This is a genomic window from Chroococcidiopsis sp. SAG 2025 (genome assembly GCF_032860985.1).
Lineage (GTDB): Bacteria > Cyanobacteriota > Cyanobacteriia > Cyanobacteriales > Chroococcidiopsidaceae > Chroococcidiopsis.
Genome location: NZ_JAOCNC010000001.1, coordinates 2,193,762 through 2,218,545, shown reverse-complemented (window position 1 = coordinate 2,218,545; position 24,784 = coordinate 2,193,762). Strand labels below are relative to the sequence as shown.

Genomic DNA, 24,784 nt, shown 5'->3' with positions numbered 1-24,784 from the left:
CTTCAAGCGTGAGAGCAGATCTGTCCGATCTAGTTATTTTCTTCGCCTGCATCAACTTGCAATTGTTCGCAAAGAATGGTGTCAGCAGGAATAGCGCTAGCTATCTTAGCACTATGGATCTCTAACTGCGCTTCTGGGATTGCTTCAAATAGCAAGTGCTGACCGGGAAATACAACTCGCTCCAAGTACCAGTGAGGAATATTCGTAATCCGTGCAATTTGAATTCCACTTGTTGCATTCTTATAGTTGCACAAAATGCGCTCTTGGTACTCATCAGGTAAGGAGTCTACGATCTGAGCCATAGTTTTGCCTCCTGGCAACAGCGCCAAAACAAATTTGACATATGCTAACGTAAACTACCTGCAAGAAGATCGCAGGCTTCCTACTGCACAGGCTTCTGCTCAAACGTGGACGTGAAAAATCCACGCTTGAGACTTACAGAGCCTCCATAGGCAGGGGCGCTAGTTCCTAACGCCGATGCGTCAAAATCTGCTACTCCAGTGGAGGAGGATTGTTTCTGAGAACTTCTGGAGATGCTGTTGTCATGTTGAAATATTTCCATTCTCGCGTAACATACTTGGCTTTGCCGATAGCAGCATCTGCATTTCTTTCGCCACTGGATGAACAAACATTTGACCAGTAATCGGCTCCAGCTAAAGCAAGATATCGCGCGCGATCGCGATCGTCTGGTTGACTAGGGTTATCCAGAATTAATCTGGCTCTAAACGTTGTAAACACACCTGCGACATCGTTTGGATCTATTCCTGTTCTGTTTCTGGACCAAAAATGAAAATTATATCCATTGCCCGCTGTAACTGAGATAGTGCCTTGCGGCTCCTGCCGAATATCCGCAGGAATAGTGATGCCTCCTGCAAAGTCTTCCCTAAATGCAGCTCCTACAGGAATAGAACTCTGCAAAGCCAACCATCGGTTGTTACTTTTTTGTAGTAGATAGGTGTGAATCTCTCCTATCTCGACACGAGTATTTGCAGCTGGATTGCCCTCGGCAGCTTCGTTGACGATCCCCCATCCAATTAGTGCTTGCAATTCCCCAGGATTGTTACCCAACTTGACTCTTGGAGCTTGCGACCAGTCATATGATGCTGGTACTCCGCGCATCTTACCTTCATGCTGACCCTGCATATCGCTGATGATTAGCTCCACCGAATTTTCATCAAGATTATCTGGATTTGCTTGCACGAGTGTTTGATGTAAGCCGCTCTTCTCGATCGCATTAACTTTAATCGCTGTGGCATGTGCTGTTACGATCTGAGCTGCTGATATGAAAAGTGCTAGTAAGTAGCTAGGCAGATTTAAACATAAAACGTTCCAGTGTCCATCCCCCTTGTTGACTTCGATTCTCCATGCCCTCAATCATGGCATTCGCTAAATCATACTCGTTATCAAAAATCCTTCCGGCTATTTCATGGGTTTTGAGTTGATGCCACTGCGCTTCAATCAGATTCATATGTGAACTGTATTGGGGGAGAAAAAAGAGATATAGCCCTTTCGACTGCCACTGCTGCCAGTGCTCACGGGCAAGATGACTGGTATGAGCCGAACCATTATCTTGCACCACGACTGTGAGCCGTCCGGTTTGTAGCAATGTCTGCTCACTCTTTTGGGCAAGGAGCGTTCATCACTTTAACATAGCGTTCCTTGTGGAAACTGCCTTGTACCAGAGCATAGTCAAACGACTGCTCTGGTTGCCATATCCCTAGAATACTAATGCGGTCTCCATAGGATTTGACCTGCTCTTCGGTGTTTCTGCTCTCCAATGCGAGAGTAACTATAACTGACTGGACTTTCCAGACAACATCCCGATTCGTCAAGATACTTCAGGTCAATGTACCCTTCACAGGCAGCTAGTTGGAGTGTGTCTAAGTCAGCTTGCTTGAGTGCTTTGTACTCAGGATCTTGTCTGCCCCGTTGCGAGTGTCGAGTCCGCTTCCAACTAAAGCCCTTTTTTTTAGAATGCGGCGAATCCGGTCAGCACTTAGGTTTACCTGTCGTTCTTGCTCTAGCTTCTGGGCTAGCTGTTGACTATTATAGGTTCTGGCTTCTTGCTCTAGGCATTGTTCTAGGTAGGCCATGTCTGCTTCTTGCCATTTGGCTTTAGCTCCTCGTCCACTAGCATCCCATAATCCACCTAACCCTTGCTGCTGCCAACGGCGGATGGTTTCGCGCACTGTCTGCTCTTGGCACTCAAAAATTTCGGCAATCGCTGGCACTACCCATCCTTGAGCATTGAGTCGAAGCATTTGTGCTCGATCTCGGGTACGTTGAGCAACGGTTTTGGCAACCCGAAGTTCACTCAACGTCCGGTCTTCTGACTCTGTCAAAACGATACGTAAAGGAGCAGGCATGAGTGGTCAAAATCAGCAAGTTTTTGGCTTTTCTCTATCTTACGTTTAATTATGCCCTACTACTTAGTAAACCAAATATTAATAATAATAGAGAGCGACGACTAAACGAATAAGTTTTCAGCATTAACAGGACAATTAATTTGTGCTTTCAGTATGTTCTTTGATATATCGAGAGTTGTCGATATAAGTAAGTTCAGGTATTTAATAGGTTGATTAAGTTAGAAAAGGTCAGTTTTCAGATCGTTGTCCGTATTGCTCGATTGCCGATAAAATTCAATTGAAAAGAGGGTGTTTTAACGGCATTCCTTTGCTGCGACAAGAGTTGATGCGTGAATTAGAAAAACATCAACCCAACATAATTAACTATTACGAGAATTTAAATTTTTTAAACCAAAAAATCATTTGTTAATAAATATGTCATTTTCTAGTTTGAGAGTAGAGCTTCAGCGAAAGCTATTCGATTTATTCACTATGCTGTACAATCCTGTTTCATTTAGAATTGGGGTTGGCTGTAGATGTCAGCTACTACTGTTAAATCTGCTAGGGTAGTCCGTTGGCGCATTTCTCTGGTGCTTGCCGTCACGTTATTCGTCAACTACTTAGACCGCAACAATCTGGCTCTAGCACTGCCTCGTATTGCCCGTGATTTTGGTTGGAGCGATCGCGAAGTTGGGGCGCATGGTGAATGGCTATTGGGGGCATTCTTTTTGTCCTACGCCCTGTCAAATATGCTACTCAGCCCGCTTGCCGAGCGATTTGGACCCAAGCGGAGTGTCATCGCGGCGATCGCAGCATCCTCTCTATTCACTATTCTCAGCGCCCCCTTGGGGCAATCTCTGAGTGCACTAATCGTCCTGCGTCTGCTACTGGGATTTGGGGAAGGGGTACATATTCCAATGTTGAGTGCAATTACCAGTCGTTGGTTTGAGCCACACGAGCGATCGCGTGCCAATGCCATCTGGGGGGCGGGAATTATTCTTGCTGTTGCTAGCGCACCATTGGTAATTATTCCACTCATCCAAGCTGTCGGCTGGCGGATCGCCTTTGCCGTCCTCGGTACAGTTGGAATGCTGGTTTCTCTTCCTTTAGTTTGGTTGTTTGTAGAAGACGAGCCGCACCAGCAGCACAGCGCTCGCGAATTAGTCGATGACGCGCCAGAGGCAAACTACAAACGAGATTGGCGATTTTGGTTGATTACCCTTGGCGGTGCGCTCAATGCCTTCTGTGCTTTCGGTATGCTCAACTGGTTGCCCACCTACTTCAACCGCGCCAAAGGAATTGATTTCGAGCGGTTGGGCTATCCTTTAGCAATCGTTTTTACGGCGGGAATTGTCGGAATTGCTCTGATGGCTTATTTGGGTGACAAACTTCAGCGACGCGCCTTGCTTGCTAGTATCGGATTTGCGATCGCGGGCGTATTCGTTCACATTGCCTCTAGCGCCAACGTACTGTGGCTGTTGGTTTTATGCTTTGCGATCGCTGTCTTTTTCCAGAGTGCTTACGGCGCACAAGAATACGCGCTAGTACAACGCTTGTTACCCTCAAACCGAGTCGGTGCGGGGACTGGGCTGTACAACGGGCTTTCCATCCTGTTTGGTGGTGTTGGCGGTTCGCTGATTCCTGGCTCGATTGTAGCGGTGACTGGTAGTTTTGATGCGGCAATTTTTAGTATTGTGGTGGGGGCGTTACTGGCAGCTTTCGTCATGCTAGTACTAGCAAGGGCGCTGCGATATTAGAAGGAGACTCAGTTACTTACGACTTACGACTTCTCCCCACTCGCTTCTAGCTTTTTCATCTCTGTTTGTACGTCTGTGGTTAGTTGCACGGCTTCGTTCAGTAACTTGCTATACTCAGATGCTTCTGTGTTAATCTGTAAAGCTTGCAGTGATAATATGCCGTTAGATAGTAGATCTAGATTACGGTTAATTAAATCTCTGTTTTTTCTGAGAATTTTTTCTGTCTTAATTGCACAACTTAAACTATTTCTTGTGATTTGTAACGCCGCGATCGCCTTTTCTCTGTTTTCGATGCTAGCTCCCTGATTCCCCGCAGCTTCTAGTTCGTCACCAAGATTGATAATTCCAATTAAATCGTTATACCGATCTACTTCTAGTAGCAAATTTCTCAATCGCTGCCGACGATATTTCCATTTGTATAAGTAATAAAGTGGAATTAACCCCCAACCCAGCAACAAAATTTGCTCTAAATATCCTTGGAAAAGATAAGCTTGAACATAATCTGGATATTTTAATCTCTCATATGCTTTCCACTCTCTTCTGCTCATACCAGTAATTTGTTGCAATTCTTCTCTGGTAATATACAAGTTTCTTAGATCGGGTTGCATTGTTTTTGATTAGTTATTTGTCTTTTACCAAATCATAGACAACAATATAATTGTAGGTCTTAAAATTAGATATAGATAATTCTAAATTGTTCCCGCACCCTTGGAAGGACGTACAACTGTGCGTCTCTACAAATGTTACTACATGAATTACCCAATTCTCGACTCCCGTACGGGCGGGTTTCCAAACCCGCCCCTACCGACTCCCCACTCCCGTACGTCCGTATTTTCTGCCGAACGCTTACTATTTACCCCAACAACTCCAGAAGCCGATGCGATCCCCGCTATCTTCGCCTTTCCTAACGAATACACCGTGGGAATTACCAGCTTGGGATATCAAGTCGTATGGGCGACTTTGGCAATGCGTGCTGATGTTGATGTCAGTCGCTTATTTACTGATATATCCGAACCGCTACCACGTCAGCCTGAATTAGTCGGCTTTTCTTGTTCGTGGGAATTGGATTATGTAAATATTCTGACTCTATTAGAATCTCTCTCCATTCCAATTCATACCAGCGATCGCACTGACAGCGATCCCCTAGTATTTGGTGGTGGTCCTGTTTTGACGGCTAACCCCGAACCCTTCGCGGAGTTTTTTGACGTTATTTTGTTGGGAGATGGAGAAAATTTATTAGGAAATTTTATTTCAGCTTACAAACAAGTTCGGACAGCCGATAGAAAAACTAAATTACATCACCTAGCACAAGTACCAGGAATCTATATTCCCAGCTTGTATGAGGTGACGTATGAAGATCCTACAGGCTGCATCCAATCCATTAAACCAATTGCGCCAGGTATTCCCGATCGGATAGAAAAGCAAACTTATCGAGGTAATACTCTATCTGCTTCTACAGTTGTGACTGAAAAAGCAGCTTGGGAAAATATTTTTATGGTGGAAGTGGTACGCAGTTGTCCTGAAATGTGCCGCTTTTGTCTGGCTAGCTATCTCACTCTACCTTTTCGCACGGCAAGTTTGGAAGGCTCGTTAATTCCCGCGATCGAACGAGGACTGACAGTTACAAACAGGATAGGATTATTGGGGGCATCCGTGACCCAACATCCAGAATTTAATAATTTATTAGCTTATTTAAGTCAACCAAAATACGATGATGTCCGTTTGAGCATTGCCTCAGTGCGGACAAATACTGTCACGGTAGAACTAGCACAGACTTTAGCAAAAAGAGACACGCGATCGCTCACCATTGCTGTAGAAAGCGGTTCGGAACGGTTGCGCCAAATTATTAACAAAAAACTGCATAACGATGAGATCGTCCAAGCGGCGGTGAATGCCAAAGCGGGAGGACTGAGTAGCTTGAAACTTTACGGTATGGTGGGCATACCTGGGGAAGAACCCGAAGATCTGGAAGAAACAGTTAAAATGATGCGATCGCTCAAAAAAGCTGCCCCAGGATTAAGGTTAACCCTGGGATGCAGTACGTTTGTCCCCAAAGCACACACGCCGTTTCAGTGGTATGGAGTCAATCCCCAAGCCGAGAAGCGCTTGCAATATTTACAGAAAAACCTCAAACCCCAAGGGATTGATTTTCGTCCCGAAAGCTATAACTGGTCGGTGATTCAGGCTTTAATATCGAGAGGCGATCGCCGTATATCCCGCCTGTTAGAATTAACGCGCAACTACGGTGACAGTCTCGGTAGCTATCGCCGCGCTTTTAAAGAGTTACGCGGACAAATACCCGATTTAGAATTCTACGTGTTTCGCAATTGGTCACACGAACAAGTCTTACCCTGGAGTCACCTGCAAGCACCTTTGTCACAGGCAACTTTATTGAAACATTTAGCTTTATCAGAGAGCAGGGAGCAGGGAGCAGGGAGCAGTTACTAAAAAATTGAGAGTAAAATTCAGCAACTTGTCTCAATGACAACTAGAAATGCGGTAAGCACAACGGCGATCGCCACTTAAAATATGCTCGACTCGTTCGACATTAACATCAGCACCAAGCAGAGTTTCAAACACTTGCAATTCTGAACTGCACAACTGCGAACAACTTTGGGCAGCAGCACAAATCGAACAATGATTTTCCGCCAGTAACAAGACTCCTGGTGACTCTTCTATTGTCTCTGCCATATATCCTTCTTGAGTCCGCAGTTGAGTCAGAATTGCCACTCGTTCTCGCCAGTTTTGAGCGTGTTGCATCTGCGCCGAGTATGTTTGAATTTGAGCTTGAGTACGTTCGCCAATTAATAGTCCTAACCCAGCTTCGCCAAATACTTTGCGGACTCCCTCAATTAATTTCACCACCAGATCGGCGTGATGGTTGGGAAAAAGCGCGTTGGCTTTCTCGGTTAATTGCCAAAACTTGACTGGACGACCAACCGCTTGCTTTTGCTCGCTATAAGTGACTAATTGCTCATCTTGAAGAGTTTGCATATGCTGGCGGATTGCCATCGGTGAAACCTGCAACTTAACTGCTAAATCCACAGCCGTTTGCGAGCCGTGCATTTTGATAACAGATAAAATCTGATTTTTGACCCTTACCCGCTCGATCGCATCATTCATGCCAGGTAGATAGGCTTACTGGGCTATCAAACCTAGATTAACGCAAATTTTAAGTTAGCTTAAGAAACGCCGGGATAGTTATATGCTATCCATCCCAACAATAAGCCCAACCATGCTACTGCTGTTGTAAATGCGATCGCCCCTAGTTTTTGCCAATACCTCAGCGCGATCGCACTCATCACATAAGAATTAATTGTTGCCACTAAACCAATTGCCAACCAGTGATAGGGCAACAAGCTCGATTTTGCCTGCTGGACGAGGTAGGCGATCGCCGTACCCACTAATCCCGTCAAGGCGATCGATCCGTTTTGTCGATACCGACTGCTAGCTACACCGACTAAGTTTGCTAGCTGCCAGTGATAGAACAGAATTCCTATAGACCAAAAGCCCAAATTAATCTTGAGACTGGCAAGACAGAAACCTACCACCGTATAGAGAATAACTGCGATTACACCGAGAGAAATGATTTTTCGATGAGAAAAAATGCGATCGCAGCTTCTACGCTCTACGAAATCAGCTGGAACCATAGAGACATCCGAGCGATATGAGATTTTGAATTTTACAAGCAGAAGTCAGGAGCCAGGAGTCATTTTTCAGTGACCAGTTTTACTGTCACCAGTGACCGCTACAAATAATTTTTGAGTGTTGGTAACTGGTAACTGGTCACTGGTCACTGATTTTTATGGCGCTGTAGCTAAACGATTGTTGACCTCACTCCAGTTGACTGTATTCCACCACTGCTTGAGGTACTCGGCACGACGGTTTTGATATTTAAGGTAGTATGCGTGTTCCCAAACATCATTACACATGATGGGGAAGTGTCCGTCCGTCCAAGGATTATCTTGGTTGGGCGTACTGACAATCTCATACTTGCCACCAGCCGAGCGGACTAGCCACACAAAGCCACTACCAAAGCGCTTCGTACCAGCATCGTTAAACTGAGTTTTAAAGTTTTCAAAATCGCCAAAATTATCACTGATAACTTGGGCGATCGCGCCTGTAGGTTCCCCGCCAGCATTGGGAGCCATCAATGTCCAAAAGATCGAGTGATTGAAATGTCCGCCACCACTATTGCGGACAGGAGTACGAACTGCTTCTGGTAATGAATTCAGCTCGCGAATCAACTCGTCAATACTTTTGCTTTGTAAATCTGGTTGCGATTCCAAAGCTGTATTTAGACCCTTGACATAAGTACCATGATGTAGATCGTGGTGGATCTGCATGGTTTGCGCGTCTATGTAAGGTTCTAAAGCGTCGTTTGCGTAGGGTAGAGATTGCAGTTCAAAAGCCATAAACTCTTTTTCCTCTTAACTAGAGGTTTCGATAGACTAATATATCAAAACTTTCGATAGAAAAATCTATCAAAATATGACAATTACTGTGAGCAAGTGCTAACTATCACAACCAAAACGTAACAATCTTGGCGATCGCCTTTCCTGTCTCAAAGGTTAGAGATTAAGAGAGGGAGCGCACGAGCAGTTATCAGTGACCAGTGACCAGTTGATTCTCTACTTACGACTTACGGCTTACGACTTAAGACTTTTCCCCGCTTTCTTCGGGTAGTAAGGTAGTTTCATTTTTTGGCTGTTCGGCGTGAGGAGCGATCGCCGCAGTCCGCTTTAGTCTGACGAGAAAGCTAACTCCAATTGCCCAAGCGACTGAAACCATCCATCCTGCTAAAATGTCGCTGGGAAAATGAACGCCCAAGTACAGTCGCGTCCAAGCGATCGCGATCGCATATAGACTTCCGCCAATTAATACCAACAAACACCAAGGACTACCCCAAGTCAAAATAACGAGAGCAGCTACCAATGTCATGCTATTCATGGCATGACCGCTAGGAAAACCAAAATCAAGTTCTGGCGCGGGTGATGTCCATAGCTCGGGACGAACTCGATGCATTAACAGCTTGACTGCACGGTTGATAATGGCGCTTCCGATTACAGTAGTTAGCAAATAAATGAGAGATCGCCATCTTCGTCGCAACAACATTACCAACGCGATCGCACTAATAACGGGAAACAAAATAGTACTCGAACCAAACTGAGTCAGCGTTACGGCTATACTATCTAGCTGCGGTTGTGCTGTAGCGTGAATCCCCTGTAATATGAGCGTATCCCAGATGAATCCACCTTCATCCCATACTTCTTCTGCTAGTAAGCCAAACACCTGTAAAGGCAAGTAAACTCCAATCGCTAACAAAAGTAGCGATCGCCAATGAGAAACTAGCACTCGCTTACCAAAGTTCAGAAAAGCTGGCAGCAATTGCTTGAGATCGGATTTAAATAATTGCATTACAGTCTGTTGGTAAGAGGTCATCAATCGCCGCAAGGTATACGGCAATAGCGGTGCTGAAGCGATCGTATGGTATACCAACAGACAGAACTTCCCTCTAAAAGAGTAATTCTGCGTGAGTTCTAAAACTCCATTTCCCACTACTCACGACTTGCTACCCACTTCCCAACAACCACTTACCCTTTAAACAACCGTGCAGGTTTTAATTGCGCGCTTCCTGGTTGCAGTTCGTAGGGAAAAATACTTTTGACACGTTCGACTACAGAAATCATGTAGCGATAATCTGGAATCGAACCTGTAGGAACGTAACCTGTTTCTTGCGCTAAAACGGAAGCAGCTTCGCTTAGAACTTGACGAATAAATTCTTGGCGATTGCGTTCGATAGTTGGTGAAATTAAAACAGATCCTAGTGGTACGCTGTGGGGATCGTTGTATAAAACGCGAAAAGAAATTTGAGGAAATTGCGTCTTATAAACATTAAATTCTCTTTGAGAAAGCGCCCCCGCATCGGCTTTACCTTCAGCTACCAAACTCAATATAGTTTTTGGTGTAGGTGCTAATAAAATTTCTGCTAAAGTTAAGCCATACAGATTATAAATAGGCAAATAAAATCCCGTTGCAGAACCAGGTTGACCCAAGGCTACTGTTTTATTTGCTAAGTCTTTCAGAGATCGAATGGGGCTGTTTTCTTGAACAACCAAAATCGAGCGTAAGTTTTGAACTCCTTCCAAGGTAAACAGGGGACGGTACTGTTGCTGGGTGATGGCGATCGCAGCTAAGCCTGGAGGAGCAAACACCAATGACCAAGAGCGATTGCGAATCCGTTCTAGAGCTTTATTCTCATTAAAGGCAGGCTCTAGCCTCACCAACGAACCAGTCTTCTCGCCTAAGTAATTGATCAAGCGATCGTACTGGCTGAGCGTCTGTTGACCTTCAGAGTAGCTCACTGTACCAATAATTAATTCTTCTCCCTCACCTTGTAGCGATCGCGAACCACAAGCTGCTAAAAAAAATAATTGAAGTAAAAAGAGACGACGCGAATATCTGGAATTCATTTTTGCCCAGCTGTAGTTAACAGTATTGCTGGATCGTTGAGGTGCGGTCTCCATTCAGGGGAAAGATGAAATTAATTTATAATTTTAAGTAGCATTATATACACTTCTTCTACCATCGTAAAATAAATCTCTACTTACTAGCAAAAATGTTAAAAAATCTTAAGCTTACTGCCAAATTTAGCTTAATGTTGGTCGTAGTTTTCATCGGTGGGATTATCATCAGTGGTGCGGCACTCTCCAAGGTACTCGAACAGAGAGCCGAAAGGGAAGTTAGTTCTCAAGCAGCAATTCTGATCAAAGCGATGAATGCGGTTAGAGCATATACCAGCGATCGCGTCAACCCATTGCTTGCACCTAAGCTCGAAACCGAACCAGTATTTATTCCTGAAACAGTACCAGCTTTCTCCGCTACGGAAGTTTTTGAAAACTTGCGTAAAAACGAAGAGTATCGAAATTTCTTCTATAAAGAAGCTACGCTCAATCCTACCAACCTACGCGATAAAGCTGATGCTTTTGAAGCTAAAATTGTCGAGCGCTTCCGCAACGAATCGAATACTAAAGAAATTTCTGGTTTTCGCAATTTACCAGGTGGAGAAGTCTTTTACATTGCTCGACCATTAGCAGTGTCGAAAGAAAGCTGTTTGCGATGTCACTCTACCCCAGAAGCAGCACCTAAAAGCCAAATTGCTACCTATGGCTCGGAGTGGGGTTTTGGTTGGAAACTGCACGAAATTGTAGCAGCACAGATTATTTCTGTACCTTCGAGCGAGATCTTTGAGAGTTCTAGACGCTCTTTATCTCTAGTTATGGGAATATTGTTTGGAATTTTTGCGATCGTCGTGCTGTGGCTCAACTTCTTCTTAAAACGATCTGTCATTCAGCCGATTAAGAAAATGTCTAGAACCGCAGAGCGAGTTAGCACGGGAGAAATGAGTGCAGATTTCGAGCAGAATTCTAATGATGAAATTGGCATCCTAGCAGCTTCTTTCAATCGCATGAAATCGAGCTTAGAAATTGCGATGAAGTTACTCAGCCAGCAAACGCGATGAACACTTAACAGTATGCTTGAATGTCTTCACCGCAGCAGTCGGCAAGGTAACATAAAGCACGAAATCTCAAACCGACCAATTGCTCGTATAGGGGGTTGAGTTTGCATAGAGGAGGAATGTGTCCTACTTTATGACCGAATAGAATAATATCTCGCTCAAAAGGACATTGGGCTGGAATAGTTTTCGCAATCAATTTTGCAACTCGGGGGTGAGCAATCTCAAAAGTATCTAACTTTTGTTTCAAAGACTTCATGGGAGATAATGTAAATGCGATCGATGGACGGGATTTGTAGGAAATGCTTGCTTCTACTACAAGGGAAATTAAATTGACAACCTGAATCATATGTAAGCTACCTTCCTCACGCTCTTCTCGATGTATGGCGTTAAAAATACAAAGACATTGCCTAACGGCGATTAACTTCTGGAAAATTGACACGCAGAATTAGAAAGCGCGATCGCTAACTTTTCTCCCTCGAAATTGCGTTGAATTGATAGAGAAAACTTATTTGCTTTCCTAATTCAAAAATAGCAAATTATCTTTGTATTGCAAGCGTTTTAGCAGGATCGATTGCTAATGCAGCTTATTGTGATTTCATATATATAATCTAGCTATCTAAAACATAAGCACACAGTATCTCAAGAAGTAAGTTTTTCACTACCTGAGCTAGGTTTATTCTTACTTAAGCTAGAGTGCATTAGCCTTACTTCTCTACTCAATAATTTCTAGTAATATATATAGCAGAGAGCAGACCAAAAATCTTTCAAGCAATAGCTATAGGTAACTTTGATCCCTCAACCTTTCCATGCTTTGCTATGTAAACAATTTAATTATAAATAGATGAAATCTTACGCTCGGCGTTCGGAACTCGGGAAATAGATCGAGAGTAATTTTCTCCCTTTACCCTGCGATCGCCTTCCTGTTCTTACCCTAGTTCCTTGCCCTGAGTTTAATCATTTTCCCAGCGTTCGCAATCGAGGAGATCGGCAATGCGATCGCGCAAGTTGTACTCGTGTTTTTCCAATTCTCGCTCAAACGCCGTCCAATCTCTAGCTGGGATGTATTCGCAGAGGACGTACATTGATTGCCTACGGCTAATAATTCCTTTCTGTACTAGATGTAAGACTTCGTGTTTGATAACGTCTAAAGAATATTCAACTGGTGAAAGTAGTGCATTTACAGACATGATTTTCGCTCAGAAACTACTAGCAATTCTCGGCATCACTGAATCTAAATTCGGTAAGCCCATACCCCAGACTGCGGCTGGATGACCTACACAGCGTTGACCCATTGCCCATAAGTAGGCATTTGGGTGGTTTTCCTGTATCCATCGCACAACATATTTAAGCTGCTTGTCTGTTAACTGTTCGGGTACTTCTGGCAAACATTCAGTAATGACAGCAATCTGGCGTAAAGTAGCACCCGCCTGAAACCGATCGCCTGCAAAACACCATTGCTTGATGAGTTGATAAACCTGTTCTGTTGTATCCACAGTTACTGTCCGAAACGCCTAATTCTGTTAAGCATTAATACAGTATTGCTAGATACAGTTTGGGGAAAACTACCCAGTGGATACTTGTAGGCTGCATTCTTCACCAAAAAAATAGCCACCTGGATATCCACTTGACAGAAGTGCGAACAGGGGAATCTAGTTTAGTGTGATTAAGTTAACAAATTTGCTATTAAATAAAAAACACCTGTTCGTGACTCAATTTTTGCATCAATTGTGCGATAACAAGCAGCCTTGCCGGGTCATGATTCTCGGTAGACTGGTCGCAACAGTACAACGTGTGAGCCGCTACTGTCTCGAACACATGGTCGAAGTCTTACCTTACTATGGAGTTCCTACTGGTGAGGAGATAACTCTGTTCGATCCAGACATCCTCATAATATGTCTGCCCGCCCCAGAAAAACTCTATCTTCAGACAGACAAGCCTTTTATTTTGTGGTCTGAACTAGAGGCAAATTGCAAGCTGCCGATTGCGTCTAATCCGGCAGAGTTAGCAAAGATGTTGCGGCAAACACTACAAGATTTTAATTGAAGATGTCATGTGTGTAATTTAATTTACCTAATTTAAATTAGTCCTTCGCGCACGGCTAAAGCTGCTGCCTGAACGCGATCGTCAACGCTCAGTTTATTGAGAATCATCCGCACGTAAGACTTGACCGTTCCCAGGGAAAGAAATAGTTGTTGGGCAATCTCTTGGTTCGAGCGTCCTTCAGCAATTAGTTTGAGAACTTCTCGTTCGCGGCTGCTGAGAACTGGAATAGGTGAGATGGTGGAATGCTGTTCTTTAATGGGAATTACCGGATTAGGCTTGAGCATCCGTGCCACTTTGCGGGCTATTTGCGGGTCGAGATAAGCGCCACCAGTTTGAATTAACTGAATTACAGCTAGCAGTTGTTCCCATTCGATTGTTTTGAGACAATAGCCATCAGCCCCTGCGGCTAACATTCCCATTACTTGAGTATCATTATCAAAAGCACTTAAGGCGAGTATTCGCGTCGTGGGGCGATCGCTTTTGATCTGTTGAGTTGCCGCGATCCCATCCATCACGGGCAGATCGATATCCATTAATACGACATCTGGTTCTAACTCGGCAGCTAATTGAACTGCCACCCTGCCATCAGCAGCTTCTCCCACGACACAAAAATCGGGTTCGAGGGCAAACTGTCCTTTCATCCCTCGACGCATCAAAGCATGATCTTCGACTAATAAAATTCGTACTGCACCCTCTGTCTGATATTCGCTCATTACTAGTTTCCGACTCCTCCGACTCCCGACTCCCGTACGGGCGGGTTTGGAAACCCGCCCCTACCGACTCCCGCTTCTCCATCGAATGTCAAAGAAACTGGCAGGGTAAACCAAAAGGTACTGCCTTCACCTAACTGACTATCCACTTCGATCGTACCTCTGTGAGCAACGACGATCTGACGGCAGAGATATAGACCCAATCCTGCACCACCCCGCCTACCTCTCCCTTGGATAAAGCGATGGAAGAGTTTGTCTTTTTCGTGGGGTGGGACTCCAGGACCTCGATCGCAAACCGAGACTTTGATGCGATCGCCTCCTAACAAACTGACTTCGATTGTAATCTCTTTATCTGGTGGGCTAACCCGTGCGGCATTATCTAATAAGTTTTGCACCACTCGTTGAATTTCTAACTGGTCGCCGTAGACCGTAGGGAGCGAGGCAGCGATATAAGTAGTGGGAGTACGCTGGCGATCGTGAATCTGACAAATTAGCTCCACAGCCTGAGAGCAAATCTTTGCCCAATCTAAGGGTTCCCAGTTTAAGTGCTGTCCGCCACCAGCTTCATAACGAGATACATCCAGCAAATTATCTACCAACTTCAGCAATTGCTCGTTCGATTGGCGGTACTCTTCTAGAATTTCTCTCCAAGTCTCGTCAACAGAACCAAAAGCCCCATTCAACATCGGGCGCAATGTATTGCGAGTGGCGAGTAAAGGCGTGCGCAAGTCATGAGACAGTGCAGAGATCAAATCTTCTAGCTGTTGGTTACGCATTTGACTGTATTCTTGACGCTGACGAATTTCTGCTGCCATCTCATCGAGTACGCTAGCCAACCGTCCGATCTCATCTGATGTAGTATAACCGAGCCGAATTTCCAGCTTACCAGCCCGCCAAGCTTGGCTGACCTGAGTTAAATGGCGTAGGGGAATTTCTACCCGCTGGCGTAACAACCATAAGTTCCAGCTAACTCCAATACTAGCTATGAAGACGTTGAAGACTTCCAGCGCGGTCTTGATCTGGTTAATTTGCTGCAATTGCTGCTGGCGCTGAGACAGGATTTTTGCTTCATGCTGCAACATAGTTTTGACAACATCGCGCATGGGATCGAATAAAATCTTGCCAGGTAGATAAGTCTTACTCGCAGTACCAGCTATGACACTTTGCACAAAACTATCCTGCCAAATTGTATGAATTGATTCAATGACTTGGAGCTGTTCTAGTTGGCTTTGATCTCCTTTTGTCAATTTTTTTAAAGATTTAAAACTACTATGAAAAGCATTATTACCGCGATCGTAATTATCGAGTAATTCTTTATCTTTAGTAATTAAATAGCCTCGAATCGAAGTCTGTTGATCTAAAGCATGACTCAACATCTGTTCCGTTTTCTGCTCTACCAGTAAAGAATGAGTCACCCAACCAAAGGCTTGCTGATGGAGATTTTCTACTAGTAGATTCAGAGAACCTTGTACGATAAGGAATAGAATTAGTAGCAAACAACTGACATACAAAGGGGCAAATAACCGATTTTTGAGCGAAAATTGCCTCAACCGCGAGCGCCATTTTTTGAAACTGACATGAGAGACATTAGGAAAAGAAGTCGTAAGTCGTAAGTCGCAATTACTAGCCACCAGCCACTAGTCACTGATAACTGTATATGACATTTTTCGATAAATTAAACGCTGCGATCGCCCGCAATCAGAGTTTGTTGTTTCTCGGACTCGATCCAAATCCTGAAATGATGCCAAGCCAAAATTCAAATCGGTCTGAGAAGAGTATTATCGATGATTTGGGGGACTGGTTGCAATTTGTCATCGCCCAAACGACAGATTTAATTTGCGCTTATAAGCCGACTTTGGGCTTTTATCAGGCTTTAGGTGTCCCAGGTATGGAGTTGCTAGAACGGACGCTCAAAGCCATTCCTGAAGACATGCCAATTATTTTGGATGCCAAACACAGCGACCTCAACACTAGTACAATTTTTGCCCGAACAGTATTCGATCGCTGGCGAGTCGATGCTGTCACCCTCAGTCCTTATCCTGGGCAAGATTGCATCGCGCCATTTTTAGTTTATCCAGGCAAGGGAGTATTTGTATTGTGCTGTACTTCTAATCCTGGGGCGATCGCATTACAGCAATATCCTTCGCCTGAATCTCCCTTTTACTTACAAATAGTGAAAGAAGCGAAAATCTGGGGGACTCCCGAACAAGTCTGTTTAGAAGTTGGAACCACTTCCCCTGACGTGCTAGCCAAAATTCGAGCCATTACTCCCGAAAGAACGATTATGGCTCGGAGTATTTGGGCGCAAGCAAGTAATCTACCTCAATTATTAGCCGCAGGTTTAAATTCCAACGGTAGCGGATTACTCGTTCCCGTACCTCAAGACGTTTTGAGCCAAGACAACCCAGCTAGTCAGATTCAAGCTTTGCGACAAGAAGTAGAGCAAGCTAGAACCGCAGCTGTTAAAAGTGCTTCTCAGTGTGACGTGTGGTTTCCCAATGTTTGTTTGTTGCAACAACACCCCCACACCCAATTGATTTTGCAACTCTACGATCTTGGCTGCATTATCTTTGGTAACTACGTACAGGCATCGGGGGCAGAATTTCCTTACTATATCGATCTACGCACGATTATTTCTAATCCCCAAGTTTTCGAGCAAGTTCTCAACGCTTATGCAGAGATCTTACAAAATCTAAACTTCGATCGCATTGCTGGAATTCCCTACGGTTCCTTACCCACTGCTACGGGATTGGCATTACGGATGAATTACCCGATGATTTTTCCCCGCAAGGAAGTTAAAGCCCACGGAACAAGGAGAGCGATCGAAGGGTATTTTCAACCAGGGGAAACAGTTGTAGTCGTTGATGACATTCTGATTAGCGGTAAAAGTGCAATAGAAGGAGCGGGAAAGTTAAAATCGGCGGGTTTAAATGTAGAAGACATTGTTGTATTTATCGACCATGAAGAAGGGGTAAGAGATAGGCTCAAAGATAATGGCTATCGCGCCCATGCCGTGCTAAAAATTTCTGAAATTACCCAAACTTTATACGAAGCAGGCAAAATTGATGAGGCACAGTATCAGACTTTAACAGGGAGCAGGGAGTAGGGAGTAGTGATAATACAAATGAATGCTCGATTCTGAGCGATCGCAGTTAGACTTTCTTCAATTTGAATGCCACTGAATAAGGACGAGTTTGAGCATTTTTTATCTCTCGTTCAGTTTCAGCTAAATGAAATTGCTGTTCGGTGATTCTTGGCTCTTCAAAGTCAGTTATTGCAAATCCTGCGTTCCTAAATGCTTTCCAGTAATCGGAGAGCGGTCTGTGAAACCAAATAAATTCTGACGTAAAATGCTTCCAGGGTGGCTCAATACATTTTTGTGCCTCGAAATAAGAAAAACTCCAATGATAAAGCACCTCACCACTATCTTCAACAACCATTGCTCTACCTTGGGGAAAACATGGATGGGAAAACACAACAACTGCGTTTCCATTGACTTTCAATACTCGGTTGAAGGCTCTCATCGTGTATTCAAGATTTGGCACATCCATAAGAACGTAGTTTGAGACGATCGCGTCAAAAAAATTATCTTCAAGACTGTCCATCGTCTCGCAGTTATCTACATGAAAGTCGATATTTTGACCGCTTATATTAGCTTTTTCACGGGCTATTTCAATCATTTTGTCGGATAGATCGATTGCCGTTACTATGGCTCCTTGACTCGCCAATTTCCTACTAAGATAGCCTGTTCCGCAGCCAGCATCCAGAATCCGAAGACCTCGAATATCTCCAACAAATTTCCATAAAACTGGATCGGAATTTAAACGACGATTGCTATCTCCATCATCTCCCACTTGTATGTCCCAATCATCAGCAACTGAATTCCAAAATTCACGGACTTCTTCAATGCGATCGCTCATAATCTCAAAAAGGTAAACTGCTCGATTTTCAATTTTAGCTGTTGCTAATGGGGCTTGAGAAACGCAGCCAGATGCGTTTCTCGTAAGTGCTATCCTCAGCCTTGACATCTTGCGATCGCTGTTCTGCACGGATTACCTGATTCATCCAACTGGACGTGGATTCGGCAGGCGTACCAATCCAGCAAACTGCTTCCCTGGATACCAAGGTGTTTGGGTTAGTTTGTCAAAACCAGGAATGCTCTCCATGTACTTCACCATGCGATCGCGCATTGCTTTATCGGGTAGTTCTCCTCGCATTGCTCCCATATTCTGGGCAACGTGATTTGGGTTTGTTGTCGCTGGAATAGCACAAGTTACAGCAGGGTGAGAAATCGCATACTTGAGGAAAAATTGCGCCCAATTCTCGCAACCAATCTCGCGGGCAAAATTGGGTAGGGGTCGTCCTTTCACCAATTCAAATAGACGTGCCTTCTCAAAGGGCATATTGGCTAAAACTGCTGTTCCTCGCTCTGCTGCTGCTGGCAGAATCCTTTCTTGGGCTGCGCGTTGAGCGATCGAGTAACGGACTTGCACGAAATCCAAATCGCCATTCTCGATCCATCGTTCCATCGGGGCAAAATACGCTATTCACTTCTGACAGACCGTAGAGCGGTGAGACATCGATCGTCCGCCCTCCTGCATCCCAAAAGCGGCGCATGACTTGCTGAAGATGATCGCGCGATCGCTCTGGCTTGACATCAAACGCCATGAAAGTTCCCAAGCCGATCGCGGGGATTCTCTCCTGCGTGCGCGGGATCTCTTTAGTAATTAACTGCGATGACTGTTGTGAGTTGGGTTGCGTCTGACTTTTGGCTTGTCCACCATGAAAAGCCAAAGGTGTGAGAGCAGTGGTTGCAGCAGCAAGTCCCATGATTTTAATTGCCGTGCGACGGGGAATCGTTGGATGAGAATCATCTGAATGCATGTTTCGTGTCATGAATGCTTTCTAACAAATGGTTAAAAGCAGACAACAACTAAAATCAATCGCTTCCTATGCAAAAATAAACAGCCTAAATGATTCTTAAATCGTTGGTAAAGAGTGTTGACAGTTGACTGTTAACAGTTAACTGTCAACTGCTGCAACAATAAGTTCCTAATTCAATTAGACTGATATATTTCATATTACAAGCTAGTTAAAAGATTGTTATTTCGGATTAGATATGGCGTAATAATTTATAGTTATTACCAGCTGACTGAATACATAGCAATCCTTTTTAATCTACAAACATTTCTCTGTAGAGACGTTACATGTAACGTCTCTACAAAGGAAAAATCCAAAATCTAAAATTCAAAATGGTAGAGTTTCGCCAACTCAAATATTTCATCGTGGTGGCTGAAGAACTGCATTTTGGTCGGGCATCATTTCTATTGAAGAGATAGTAATAGATAATTTCTTGCAACTCATCAATGCTATAAGGCTTGGTAATGCATTTTAAACAACCTTCTGCTAGAAATTGTTGTTGGTTTTCTGCCCTAGCCATAGCAGTAATAGCAACGATGGGAATGCCCTTGGTTTGAGGATTTTGTTGAAGACTTTTGACAACTTCTATACCACTGATGTCAGGTAGCATCATATCGAGCAAAATCAAGTCTGGGTAGTGTTGCTGCGCCTTCTGTACAGCAGTCTTACCATCGTCAGCAGTAATGAACGAACACTGAACGAACTGAAGTACCTGAACAAGCAACTCTAAATTATCCTTATCATCATCAACTGCTAGGATTAAATGCTGCTGATGGTTAGATTGTAGACCGCAATTTTCCATCAGGTTGGAAATTGTCAATTGTATACATACCATCCTAAGATAAAATAACTGGTTTCTCTATTCATTTTCACACTCACTATCTCCCTGTGAAAGTAGCTATCGCAACTGTGGCGACTCTGAACTAAGCGATCGCCAAATTATCAGACCAGGTATCCGCACAATCTAAATCGGCTTCAAATAACCATATTCTTGTTTCAGAGCCAATCCTGCCCATTTCTGGTAGAGGTCCCAGCTCCATTTCCACTAAATAAGTCCAGCTACCTGATTCAAGTTTGTAGTTTTTAATTGTACCCAGACCACCAACAGAGCACACCCTCTGTCCCCGACGAAATCGGCGTACCGTCAAAACACTTGTATTCATTGGTCGAATTCCACTCTTTAATCTGATTAAAGCGACAATGAAATTCTTTGTTGTCTACCACGAGGTGAAATTTCAACTGGGGATCGTAAACCTATAGGAAGGAAACTTTCCTCACAACAATGCTACGTAGCTGTTACGTTTTTTCCTATCACATTGGTTCAGATTTGTCGTTGAGTAATCCGCAAAATTTCTGAGACTAGCTCATTTGGCTTGATCGGTTTGGGCAAATACCATTGGAAGCCTGCATCTAAGGCAGTTTGACGATTCACCTCTGGGCAGTAGGAACCCACGGCGATCGTCGTGAGTTCTTCCTGGCTTATTCCCAGTCTGCCTTGAGAAACCTGCAACCAAGTTTAATAACCGACGTACTCGGTAGTTATGAAAGTTGTTGAGAAACTGCTTCTCAGACACCCTTTAAACTGTCATAACACTGAAACCTAACGTGTTAACAGACGTAAAGATCGGAATGAAAGGTATTACTGGAAGGCAATTGATATGACCTACGCAACAATTACAACCGCCATAGAAGTTCTCAATAGCGATGAAAATTTCTCAGTCTGGTTTAACAACAGCAGCAATGTATTAACATTGCCTTGGCTTAATGGTTAAACGTATCGATCTAGTGGGTGTAACTCCAGGTACAACGGCTGTCCCCTTGGAGAGAACAGGGAACGAACAACAGGCAACAGAAAAAACTGTTGCCCATTGCCTCAAATTTAAGCACTAAAGTATTTTGCGACTGGGTGATAGGTCACAATGGCAGTAGTAGATTGTTCGGGATAAAGCTGTTCGCTTTCATCCATATACAAATCGATCCTCTTCGTCTCTAACAAATCCAGTTGCTTGTACTGATCCTGAATATTCGGACAGGCGGGATAACCAAAGCTGTAGCGCGAACCGCGATAGCGTTGCGCTAACATATCTCGAATGTTATCTGGTTCTTCAGCCCCAAATCCTAATTCGCGCCTAATTCTGGCGTGCGTCCACTCTGCTAAAGCTTCTGCTATTTGCACTGCTAAACCGTGGAAATAGAGATAGTCTGTATACTGGTTGGCTGCAAATAGCTTTTGAGCGTATTCTGTGGCAATGTGTCCTACTGTCACCGCTTGCATGGGGAAAACATCGATAATTCCTGACTCCTTCGGTGCGAAGAAATCAGCAATACACAGACGGCGCAAGGATTTTTGTCTAGGAAACTCAAATGATGTTACCTGTTCGGCGTGGTTTTCTGGATTGTAGACATACAATGTATTTCCTTCTGACTGACAGGGGAAATACCCATAAATCACTTGTGGGTGCAAGAGATTTTCGGTAACAATCTTTTGCTTCCAATCTTCTAGAATTGGATAGACTTTCTCATTTAAGAAAGCCTGATAGTCTTCCTTAGATTGTTCTTTCGGCTTGCGGAATTGCCATTGTCCGGCAATTAAAGCCTGTAAATCTAAATGCCAGAAAATCTCATCCCAAGGAATATCTTGCGGTTGCAATAGCTTTGTCCCCCAGAAAGGCGGCGCGGGACGTTCTATGTCTATTGCTACTGCTTCGGATCTCTTGGTGTCAATTTCGGTAGGGGCGGGTTTAGAAACCCGCTCGTACTGGAGTGAGGAGTCAGATTCTACAACAGGTTCTTTGTGTCCGTTCCCGTTTACTTCCGCGTCAGCCGATTCACCCAAAAAGCCTTTAAGATCGTCCCATTGACTTGTAGCCTTCGCTGGCATTAATTTATCCATGAAGTGCAAGTCGGAAAAAGCATCTTTGCCATACACGACTTTACCTTTGTAAGTGTTTTGGCAATCTTCATAAACAAACTTTGGTGTTAGCGCCGCACCACCTAAAATTACCGGAACGGTAATTCCTTTTTCGTTAAATGTCGCCAAATTCTCTTTCATGAAGGCAGTGGATTTTACCAATAAGCCACTCATGGCAATACAATCAGCCTTGTGCTGTTCGTAGGCATTGATGATATTTTCTACTGGCTGCTTAATTCCCAGATTAATTACCTTGTAGCCGTTGTTTGACAGGATGATATCTACCAAATTCTTGCCGATGTCGTGGACATCACCCTTCACCGTGGCAATAATAAAGGTTCCTTTGGCTCTGTTACCACCTTCCGACTTTTCCATGTGGGGTTCGAGATAAGCCACGGCTGCTTTCATCGTCTCCGCCGACTGCAACACGAATGGGAGTTGCATCTGTCCCGAACCAAACAGTTCGCCGACAACTTTCATGCCATCCAGTAGATAGACATTGATAATATCCAAAGGTGGATATTGCTTCATGGCTTCGGCTAAGGCTTGTTCTAAACCAATCCGTTCCCCGTCGATGATGTGACGTTTGAGGCGTTCTTCAATCGGAAGATTCTCATCTACACCTTTATCACGCTTCGTTGTCACCCCTTCAAATAGCGTCGTCAACTCAGTTAAGGGGTCGTAAACGCAGACATCACCTTCAAATTTGCGATCGTCGTAAATTAGCTGACGGCAAATCTCTTGATGTTTCTCCTCAATCTTCGCCAATGGTAATATCTTACTAGCACTGACGATCGCTCCATCCATGCCTACCTGGATTGCTTCGTGTAGGAACATGGAATTGAGTACGATCCGCGCTGCTGGGTTCAAACCAAAGGAAACGTTGGAAACACCCAGCATAATATGACAGCCTGGTAGTTCCTGGCGAATGCGACGCACCGCTTCAATTGTCGCTTTACCATTTTTCCTATCTTCCTCAATCCCCGTCGAAATTGGCAAACAGAGAGTATCGAAAAAGATTTCGCGGGCAGGAATGCCGTATTCTACTGCTTGTCTGTAGGCACGCTGGGCAATTTCAAACTTTTTATCTGCCGTTCGTGCCATTCCATCTTCGTCAATCGTACCAATGACGACACCAGCACCATACTTTTTCGCCAACTCCAAAACTTTGAGGAATCGTTCTTCCCCATCTTCGTAGTTGGTGGAGTTGAGGATGCATTTACCCCCAGCTACCTTTAATCCCGCCTCCATCTTTTGCCATTCTGTAGAGTCCAGCATCAAAGGTAGAGTTACGTTATTCACCAAACGGGACACTAATTCGTGCATATCCCGTTCGCCATCTCGTCCCACGTAATCCACGTTAACATCGAGGACGTGCGCGCCTTCTTTAACCTGCGCCCTTGCCATCGATACCAGTCCGTCCCAATCTTCAGCGTTGAGTAAATCGCGGCACTTTTTAGAACCACTGGCGTTTAAGCGTTCCCCGACTATGAGGAAAGAGTTATCCTGTTCGTAGGGTTGAGTGCTATAAATCGATGCTGCTGCGGCTTCTAGTTGCGGATTTCTCACCCCTGGTTTTAATTCTTTAGCAATTTCAGCCAGTTGTTGAATGTGTGCTGGACGTGTCCCACAGCAACCCCCGACTACTTGGACACCCAAATCTTCCACAAAATGCATCAAATGCATCCGCAATTCTGTTGGCGTGAGGCGATAGTGTGCTTGTCCGCCGACGTTTTCCGGTAAACCCGCGTTAGGAATACAGGAAACGATAAAAGGCGAGTGTTCCGACAAATATTTAATGTGCGGCTTCATCAAGTCTGGTCCCGTGGCGCAGTTCAGACCGAGAATGTCAATTTTATAGGGTTCTAGAATCGTCAGCGCGGCATTAATTTCCGTTCCGACTAGCATTGTCCCCATCGATTCCATCGTTACGGAAACCATTAAAGGACGACGTTCGCCTTTTTTAGCAAACACTTCTTCGATCGCATTCAAGGCTGCTTTAATTTGCAGTACGTCTTGACACGTTTCGACAATGAATAGATCGACACCACCATCATACAAGGCTTCTGCTTGTTCGACGTAAGCCGTTTTCATCGTGTCGAAATCGATGTGTCCTAGAGTTGGCAGTTTGGTTCCAGGACCCATCGAACCCGCTACAAATCGTGGTTTTTCTGGGGTAGAAAATTCTGCGGCTACCCGCTTGGCAAGTTCTGCTGCGGTTTTATTTAAATAATAGGCTTTATCCGCTAAGTCATACTCTGCTAAAACGATGGATGTCCCGCCAAAGGTATCGGTTTCCACCACGTCCGCACCAGCAGCGAAGAAGTCGCGATGAACTTTTGCCACTGCTTCTGGGTTGGTGTGAACGAGATATTCGTTACAGCCTTCGTACTGAGAACCGCCAAAATCCTCAGCCGTCAGGTTTTGCGATTGTAAATTCGTCCCCATTGCGCCGTCAAATACAATAACTGGGCGTTCTGGGCTATGCAGTCGAGATAGAAACAAACTATTCATGTGCCACGCTGTTTAGCAGAGATAGGAATGATATTTGGACTACAGTTTAGATAATTTAAGATTTT

The 24,784-nt window shown here is 44.4% G+C and carries 24 protein-coding genes and 2 pseudogenes; 5 read left to right on the top strand and 21 right to left on the bottom strand.

What is annotated here, in order from left to right:
* Positions 1–50 precede the first annotated feature (50 nt).
* The 3 genes and pseudogenes from N4J56_RS10700 to N4J56_RS10690 all read right to left on the bottom strand — a co-directional run.
* Positions 51–302, bottom strand: a pseudogene (locus tag N4J56_RS10700) (DUF1830 domain-containing protein); the annotation flags it as partial.
* Between the two features lie 190 nt (positions 303–492).
* Positions 493–1,374 carry a hypothetical protein gene (locus tag N4J56_RS10695; RefSeq protein ID WP_317106442.1) on the bottom strand — a complete coding sequence of 294 codons (882 nt, stop codon included), beginning with the start codon at positions 1,372–1,374 and terminating at the stop codon, positions 493–495.
* Positions 1,304–2,366 (bottom strand): annotated as a pseudogene (locus tag N4J56_RS10690) (IS630 family transposase). The gene N4J56_RS10695 and the pseudogene N4J56_RS10690 overlap by 71 nt, the downstream one beginning before the upstream one ends.
* Before the next feature lie 515 nt (positions 2,367–2,881).
* Here N4J56_RS10690 and N4J56_RS10685 point away from each other — a divergent pair.
* Entirely contained in the window at positions 2,882–4,102 is a 1,221-nt protein-coding gene (locus N4J56_RS10685) for an MFS transporter (protein WP_317106441.1), read from the top strand.
* Positions 4,103–4,125: 23 nt separating this feature from the next.
* Here N4J56_RS10685 and N4J56_RS10680 read toward each other — a convergent pair whose 3' ends face one another.
* Positions 4,126–4,710 carry a hypothetical protein gene (locus N4J56_RS10680; protein ID WP_317106440.1) on the bottom strand — a complete coding sequence of 195 codons (585 nt, stop codon included), beginning with the start codon at positions 4,708–4,710 and terminating at the stop codon, positions 4,126–4,128.
* A 142-nt stretch (positions 4,711–4,852) separates the two neighbouring features.
* Here N4J56_RS10680 and N4J56_RS10675 point away from each other — a divergent pair, with 142 nt between their 5' ends.
* Complete coding sequence (locus N4J56_RS10675) at positions 4,853–6,550, top strand: radical SAM protein (RefSeq protein ID WP_317106439.1); 1,698 nt, start codon at positions 4,853–4,855, stop codon at positions 6,548–6,550.
* A 30-nt stretch (positions 6,551–6,580) separates the two neighbouring features.
* On the opposite strand, the gene N4J56_RS10670 is transcribed toward N4J56_RS10675, so the two are convergent.
* The 5 genes from N4J56_RS10670 to N4J56_RS10650 all read right to left on the bottom strand — a co-directional run bounded on the left by N4J56_RS10670 (position 6,581) and on the right by N4J56_RS10650 (position 10,575).
* Positions 6,581–7,225 (bottom strand): metalloregulator ArsR/SmtB family transcription factor, encoded by a 645-nt coding sequence (locus N4J56_RS10670; RefSeq protein WP_317106438.1) that lies wholly within the window; start codon positions 7,223–7,225, stop codon positions 6,581–6,583.
* Positions 7,226–7,284: 59 nt separating this feature from the next.
* Positions 7,285–7,752 carry a hypothetical protein gene (locus N4J56_RS10665; RefSeq protein WP_317106437.1) on the bottom strand — a complete coding sequence of 156 codons (468 nt, stop codon included), beginning with the start codon at positions 7,750–7,752 and terminating at the stop codon, positions 7,285–7,287.
* 153 nt (positions 7,753–7,905) lie between these two features.
* On the bottom strand, positions 7,906–8,517 hold the full coding sequence (locus N4J56_RS10660) for a superoxide dismutase (RefSeq protein WP_317106436.1): 612 nt from the start codon (positions 8,515–8,517) through the stop codon (positions 7,906–7,908).
* 241 nt (positions 8,518–8,758) lie between these two features.
* Positions 8,759–9,520, bottom strand: a complete 762-nt coding sequence (locus N4J56_RS10655) for a phosphatase PAP2 family protein (RefSeq protein WP_410500469.1) — start codon at positions 9,518–9,520, stop codon at positions 8,759–8,761.
* Between the two features lie 176 nt (positions 9,521–9,696).
* Positions 9,697–10,575 (bottom strand): phosphate/phosphite/phosphonate ABC transporter substrate-binding protein, encoded by an 879-nt coding sequence (locus N4J56_RS10650; RefSeq protein ID WP_317106434.1) that lies wholly within the window; start codon positions 10,573–10,575, stop codon positions 9,697–9,699.
* A gap of 146 nt (positions 10,576–10,721) precedes the next feature.
* On the opposite strand from N4J56_RS10650, the gene N4J56_RS10645 reads away from it, so the two are divergent.
* Positions 10,722–11,624, top strand: coding sequence for a DUF3365 domain-containing protein (locus N4J56_RS10645; protein ID WP_410500315.1), 903 nt, complete (start codon positions 10,722–10,724; stop codon positions 11,622–11,624).
* Positions 11,625–11,628: 4 nt separating this feature from the next.
* Here N4J56_RS10645 and N4J56_RS10640 read toward each other — a convergent pair whose 3' ends face one another.
* The 3 genes from N4J56_RS10640 to N4J56_RS10630 form a co-directional block, all read right to left on the bottom strand.
* Positions 11,629–12,060 carry a Mo-dependent nitrogenase C-terminal domain-containing protein gene (locus N4J56_RS10640; RefSeq protein ID WP_317106432.1) on the bottom strand — a complete coding sequence of 144 codons (432 nt, stop codon included), beginning with the start codon at positions 12,058–12,060 and terminating at the stop codon, positions 11,629–11,631.
* A 511-nt stretch (positions 12,061–12,571) separates the two neighbouring features.
* Positions 12,572–12,808: a DUF4327 family protein gene (locus N4J56_RS10635; protein ID WP_317106431.1), complete on the bottom strand. Its 237-nt coding sequence runs from the start codon at positions 12,806–12,808 to the stop codon at positions 12,572–12,574.
* Positions 12,809–12,817: 9 nt separating this feature from the next.
* A complete protein-coding gene (locus N4J56_RS10630) occupies positions 12,818–13,114 on the bottom strand; it encodes a hypothetical protein (protein ID WP_317106430.1) in 297 nt (98 codons plus the stop codon).
* A gap of 211 nt (positions 13,115–13,325) precedes the next feature.
* Here N4J56_RS10630 and N4J56_RS10625 point away from each other — a divergent pair, with 211 nt between their 5' ends.
* Positions 13,326–13,664 (top strand): hypothetical protein, encoded by a 339-nt coding sequence (locus N4J56_RS10625; RefSeq protein WP_317106429.1) that lies wholly within the window; start codon positions 13,326–13,328, stop codon positions 13,662–13,664.
* Positions 13,665–13,696: 32 nt separating this feature from the next.
* Here N4J56_RS10625 and N4J56_RS10620 read toward each other — a convergent pair whose 3' ends face one another.
* Positions 13,697–14,377 (bottom strand): response regulator transcription factor, encoded by a 681-nt coding sequence (locus N4J56_RS10620; RefSeq protein ID WP_317106428.1) that lies wholly within the window; start codon positions 14,375–14,377, stop codon positions 13,697–13,699.
* A 2-nt stretch (positions 14,378–14,379) separates the two neighbouring features.
* The gene (locus N4J56_RS10615) at positions 14,380–16,005 is read right to left on the bottom strand and encodes an ATP-binding protein (RefSeq protein WP_317106427.1); all 1,626 of its coding nucleotides are present in this window, start codon (positions 16,003–16,005) and stop codon (positions 14,380–14,382) included.
* A gap of 26 nt (positions 16,006–16,031) precedes the next feature.
* Between N4J56_RS10615 and N4J56_RS10610 the strand changes: the two genes are divergently transcribed.
* Positions 16,032–17,480 (top strand): bifunctional orotidine-5'-phosphate decarboxylase/orotate phosphoribosyltransferase, encoded by a 1,449-nt coding sequence (locus N4J56_RS10610; protein ID WP_317106426.1) that lies wholly within the window; start codon positions 16,032–16,034, stop codon positions 17,478–17,480.
* Between the two features lie 46 nt (positions 17,481–17,526).
* On the opposite strand, the gene N4J56_RS10605 is transcribed toward N4J56_RS10610, so the two are convergent.
* From N4J56_RS10605 to metH, 7 genes are all read right to left on the bottom strand, one after another.
* Positions 17,527–18,294, bottom strand: coding sequence for a class I SAM-dependent methyltransferase (locus N4J56_RS10605; protein ID WP_317106425.1), 768 nt, complete (start codon positions 18,292–18,294; stop codon positions 17,527–17,529).
* Between the two features lie 141 nt (positions 18,295–18,435).
* Entirely contained in the window at positions 18,436–18,867 is a 432-nt protein-coding gene (locus N4J56_RS10600; RefSeq protein WP_317106424.1) for an aldo/keto reductase, read from the bottom strand.
* Positions 18,767–19,270 (bottom strand): hypothetical protein, encoded by a 504-nt coding sequence (locus N4J56_RS10595; protein ID WP_317106423.1) that lies wholly within the window; start codon positions 19,268–19,270, stop codon positions 18,767–18,769. The genes N4J56_RS10600 and N4J56_RS10595 overlap by 101 nt, the downstream gene beginning before the upstream one ends.
* Positions 19,271–19,592: 322 nt before the next feature.
* A complete protein-coding gene (locus N4J56_RS10590; RefSeq protein WP_317106422.1) occupies positions 19,593–20,114 on the bottom strand; it encodes a response regulator in 522 nt (173 codons plus the stop codon).
* A 103-nt stretch (positions 20,115–20,217) separates the two neighbouring features.
* A complete protein-coding gene (locus tag N4J56_RS10585) occupies positions 20,218–20,457 on the bottom strand; it encodes a hypothetical protein (protein ID WP_317106421.1) in 240 nt (79 codons plus the stop codon).
* Between the two features lie 158 nt (positions 20,458–20,615).
* Positions 20,616–20,804 carry a hypothetical protein gene (locus N4J56_RS10580; RefSeq protein ID WP_317106420.1) on the bottom strand — a complete coding sequence of 63 codons (189 nt, stop codon included), beginning with the start codon at positions 20,802–20,804 and terminating at the stop codon, positions 20,616–20,618.
* Between the two features lie 369 nt (positions 20,805–21,173).
* Positions 21,174–24,719 carry a methionine synthase gene (gene metH / locus N4J56_RS10575; protein WP_317106419.1) on the bottom strand — a complete coding sequence of 1,182 codons (3,546 nt, stop codon included), beginning with the start codon at positions 24,717–24,719 and terminating at the stop codon, positions 21,174–21,176.
* Positions 24,720–24,784: the final 65 nt, after the last annotated feature.

What these genes read in the sequence shown, in the direction of transcription:
- N4J56_RS10685 (WP_317106441.1), top strand. Translation starts at nt 2,882, where the DNA reads ATGTCAGCTACTACTGTTAAATCTGCTAGGGTAGTCCGTTGGCGCATT.
- N4J56_RS10680 (WP_317106440.1), bottom strand. Translation starts at nt 4,710, where the DNA reads ATGCAACCCGATCTAAGAAACTTGTATATTACCAGAGAAGAATTGCAA.
- N4J56_RS10675 (WP_317106439.1), top strand. Translation starts at nt 4,853, where the DNA reads ATGAATTACCCAATTCTCGACTCCCGTACGGGCGGGTTTCCAAACCCG.
- N4J56_RS10670 (WP_317106438.1), bottom strand. Translation starts at nt 7,225, where the DNA reads ATGAATGATGCGATCGAGCGGGTAAGGGTCAAAAATCAGATTTTATCT.
- N4J56_RS10665 (WP_317106437.1), bottom strand. Translation starts at nt 7,752, where the DNA reads ATGGTTCCAGCTGATTTCGTAGAGCGTAGAAGCTGCGATCGCATTTTT.
- N4J56_RS10660 (WP_317106436.1), bottom strand. Translation starts at nt 8,517, where the DNA reads ATGGCTTTTGAACTGCAATCTCTACCCTACGCAAACGACGCTTTAGAA.
- N4J56_RS10655 (WP_410500469.1), bottom strand. Translation starts at nt 9,520, where the DNA reads ATGCAATTATTTAAATCCGATCTCAAGCAATTGCTGCCAGCTTTTCTG.
- N4J56_RS10650 (WP_317106434.1), bottom strand. Translation starts at nt 10,575, where the DNA reads ATGAATTCCAGATATTCGCGTCGTCTCTTTTTACTTCAATTATTTTTT.
- N4J56_RS10645 (WP_410500315.1), top strand. Translation starts at nt 10,722, where the DNA reads ATGTTAAAAAATCTTAAGCTTACTGCCAAATTTAGCTTAATGTTGGTC.
- N4J56_RS10635 (WP_317106431.1), bottom strand. Translation starts at nt 12,808, where the DNA reads ATGTCTGTAAATGCACTACTTTCACCAGTTGAATATTCTTTAGACGTT.
- N4J56_RS10620 (WP_317106428.1), bottom strand. Translation starts at nt 14,377, where the DNA reads ATGAGCGAATATCAGACAGAGGGTGCAGTACGAATTTTATTAGTCGAA.
- N4J56_RS10610 (WP_317106426.1), top strand. Translation starts at nt 16,032, where the DNA reads ATGACATTTTTCGATAAATTAAACGCTGCGATCGCCCGCAATCAGAGT.
- N4J56_RS10605 (WP_317106425.1), bottom strand. Translation starts at nt 18,294, where the DNA reads ATGAGCGATCGCATTGAAGAAGTCCGTGAATTTTGGAATTCAGTTGCT.
- N4J56_RS10595 (WP_317106423.1), bottom strand. Translation starts at nt 19,270, where the DNA reads ATGACACGAAACATGCATTCAGATGATTCTCATCCAACGATTCCCCGT.
- N4J56_RS10585 (WP_317106421.1), bottom strand. Translation starts at nt 20,457, where the DNA reads ATGAATACAAGTGTTTTGACGGTACGCCGATTTCGTCGGGGACAGAGG.
- metH (WP_317106419.1), bottom strand. Translation starts at nt 24,719, where the DNA reads ATGAATAGTTTGTTTCTATCTCGACTGCATAGCCCAGAACGCCCAGTT.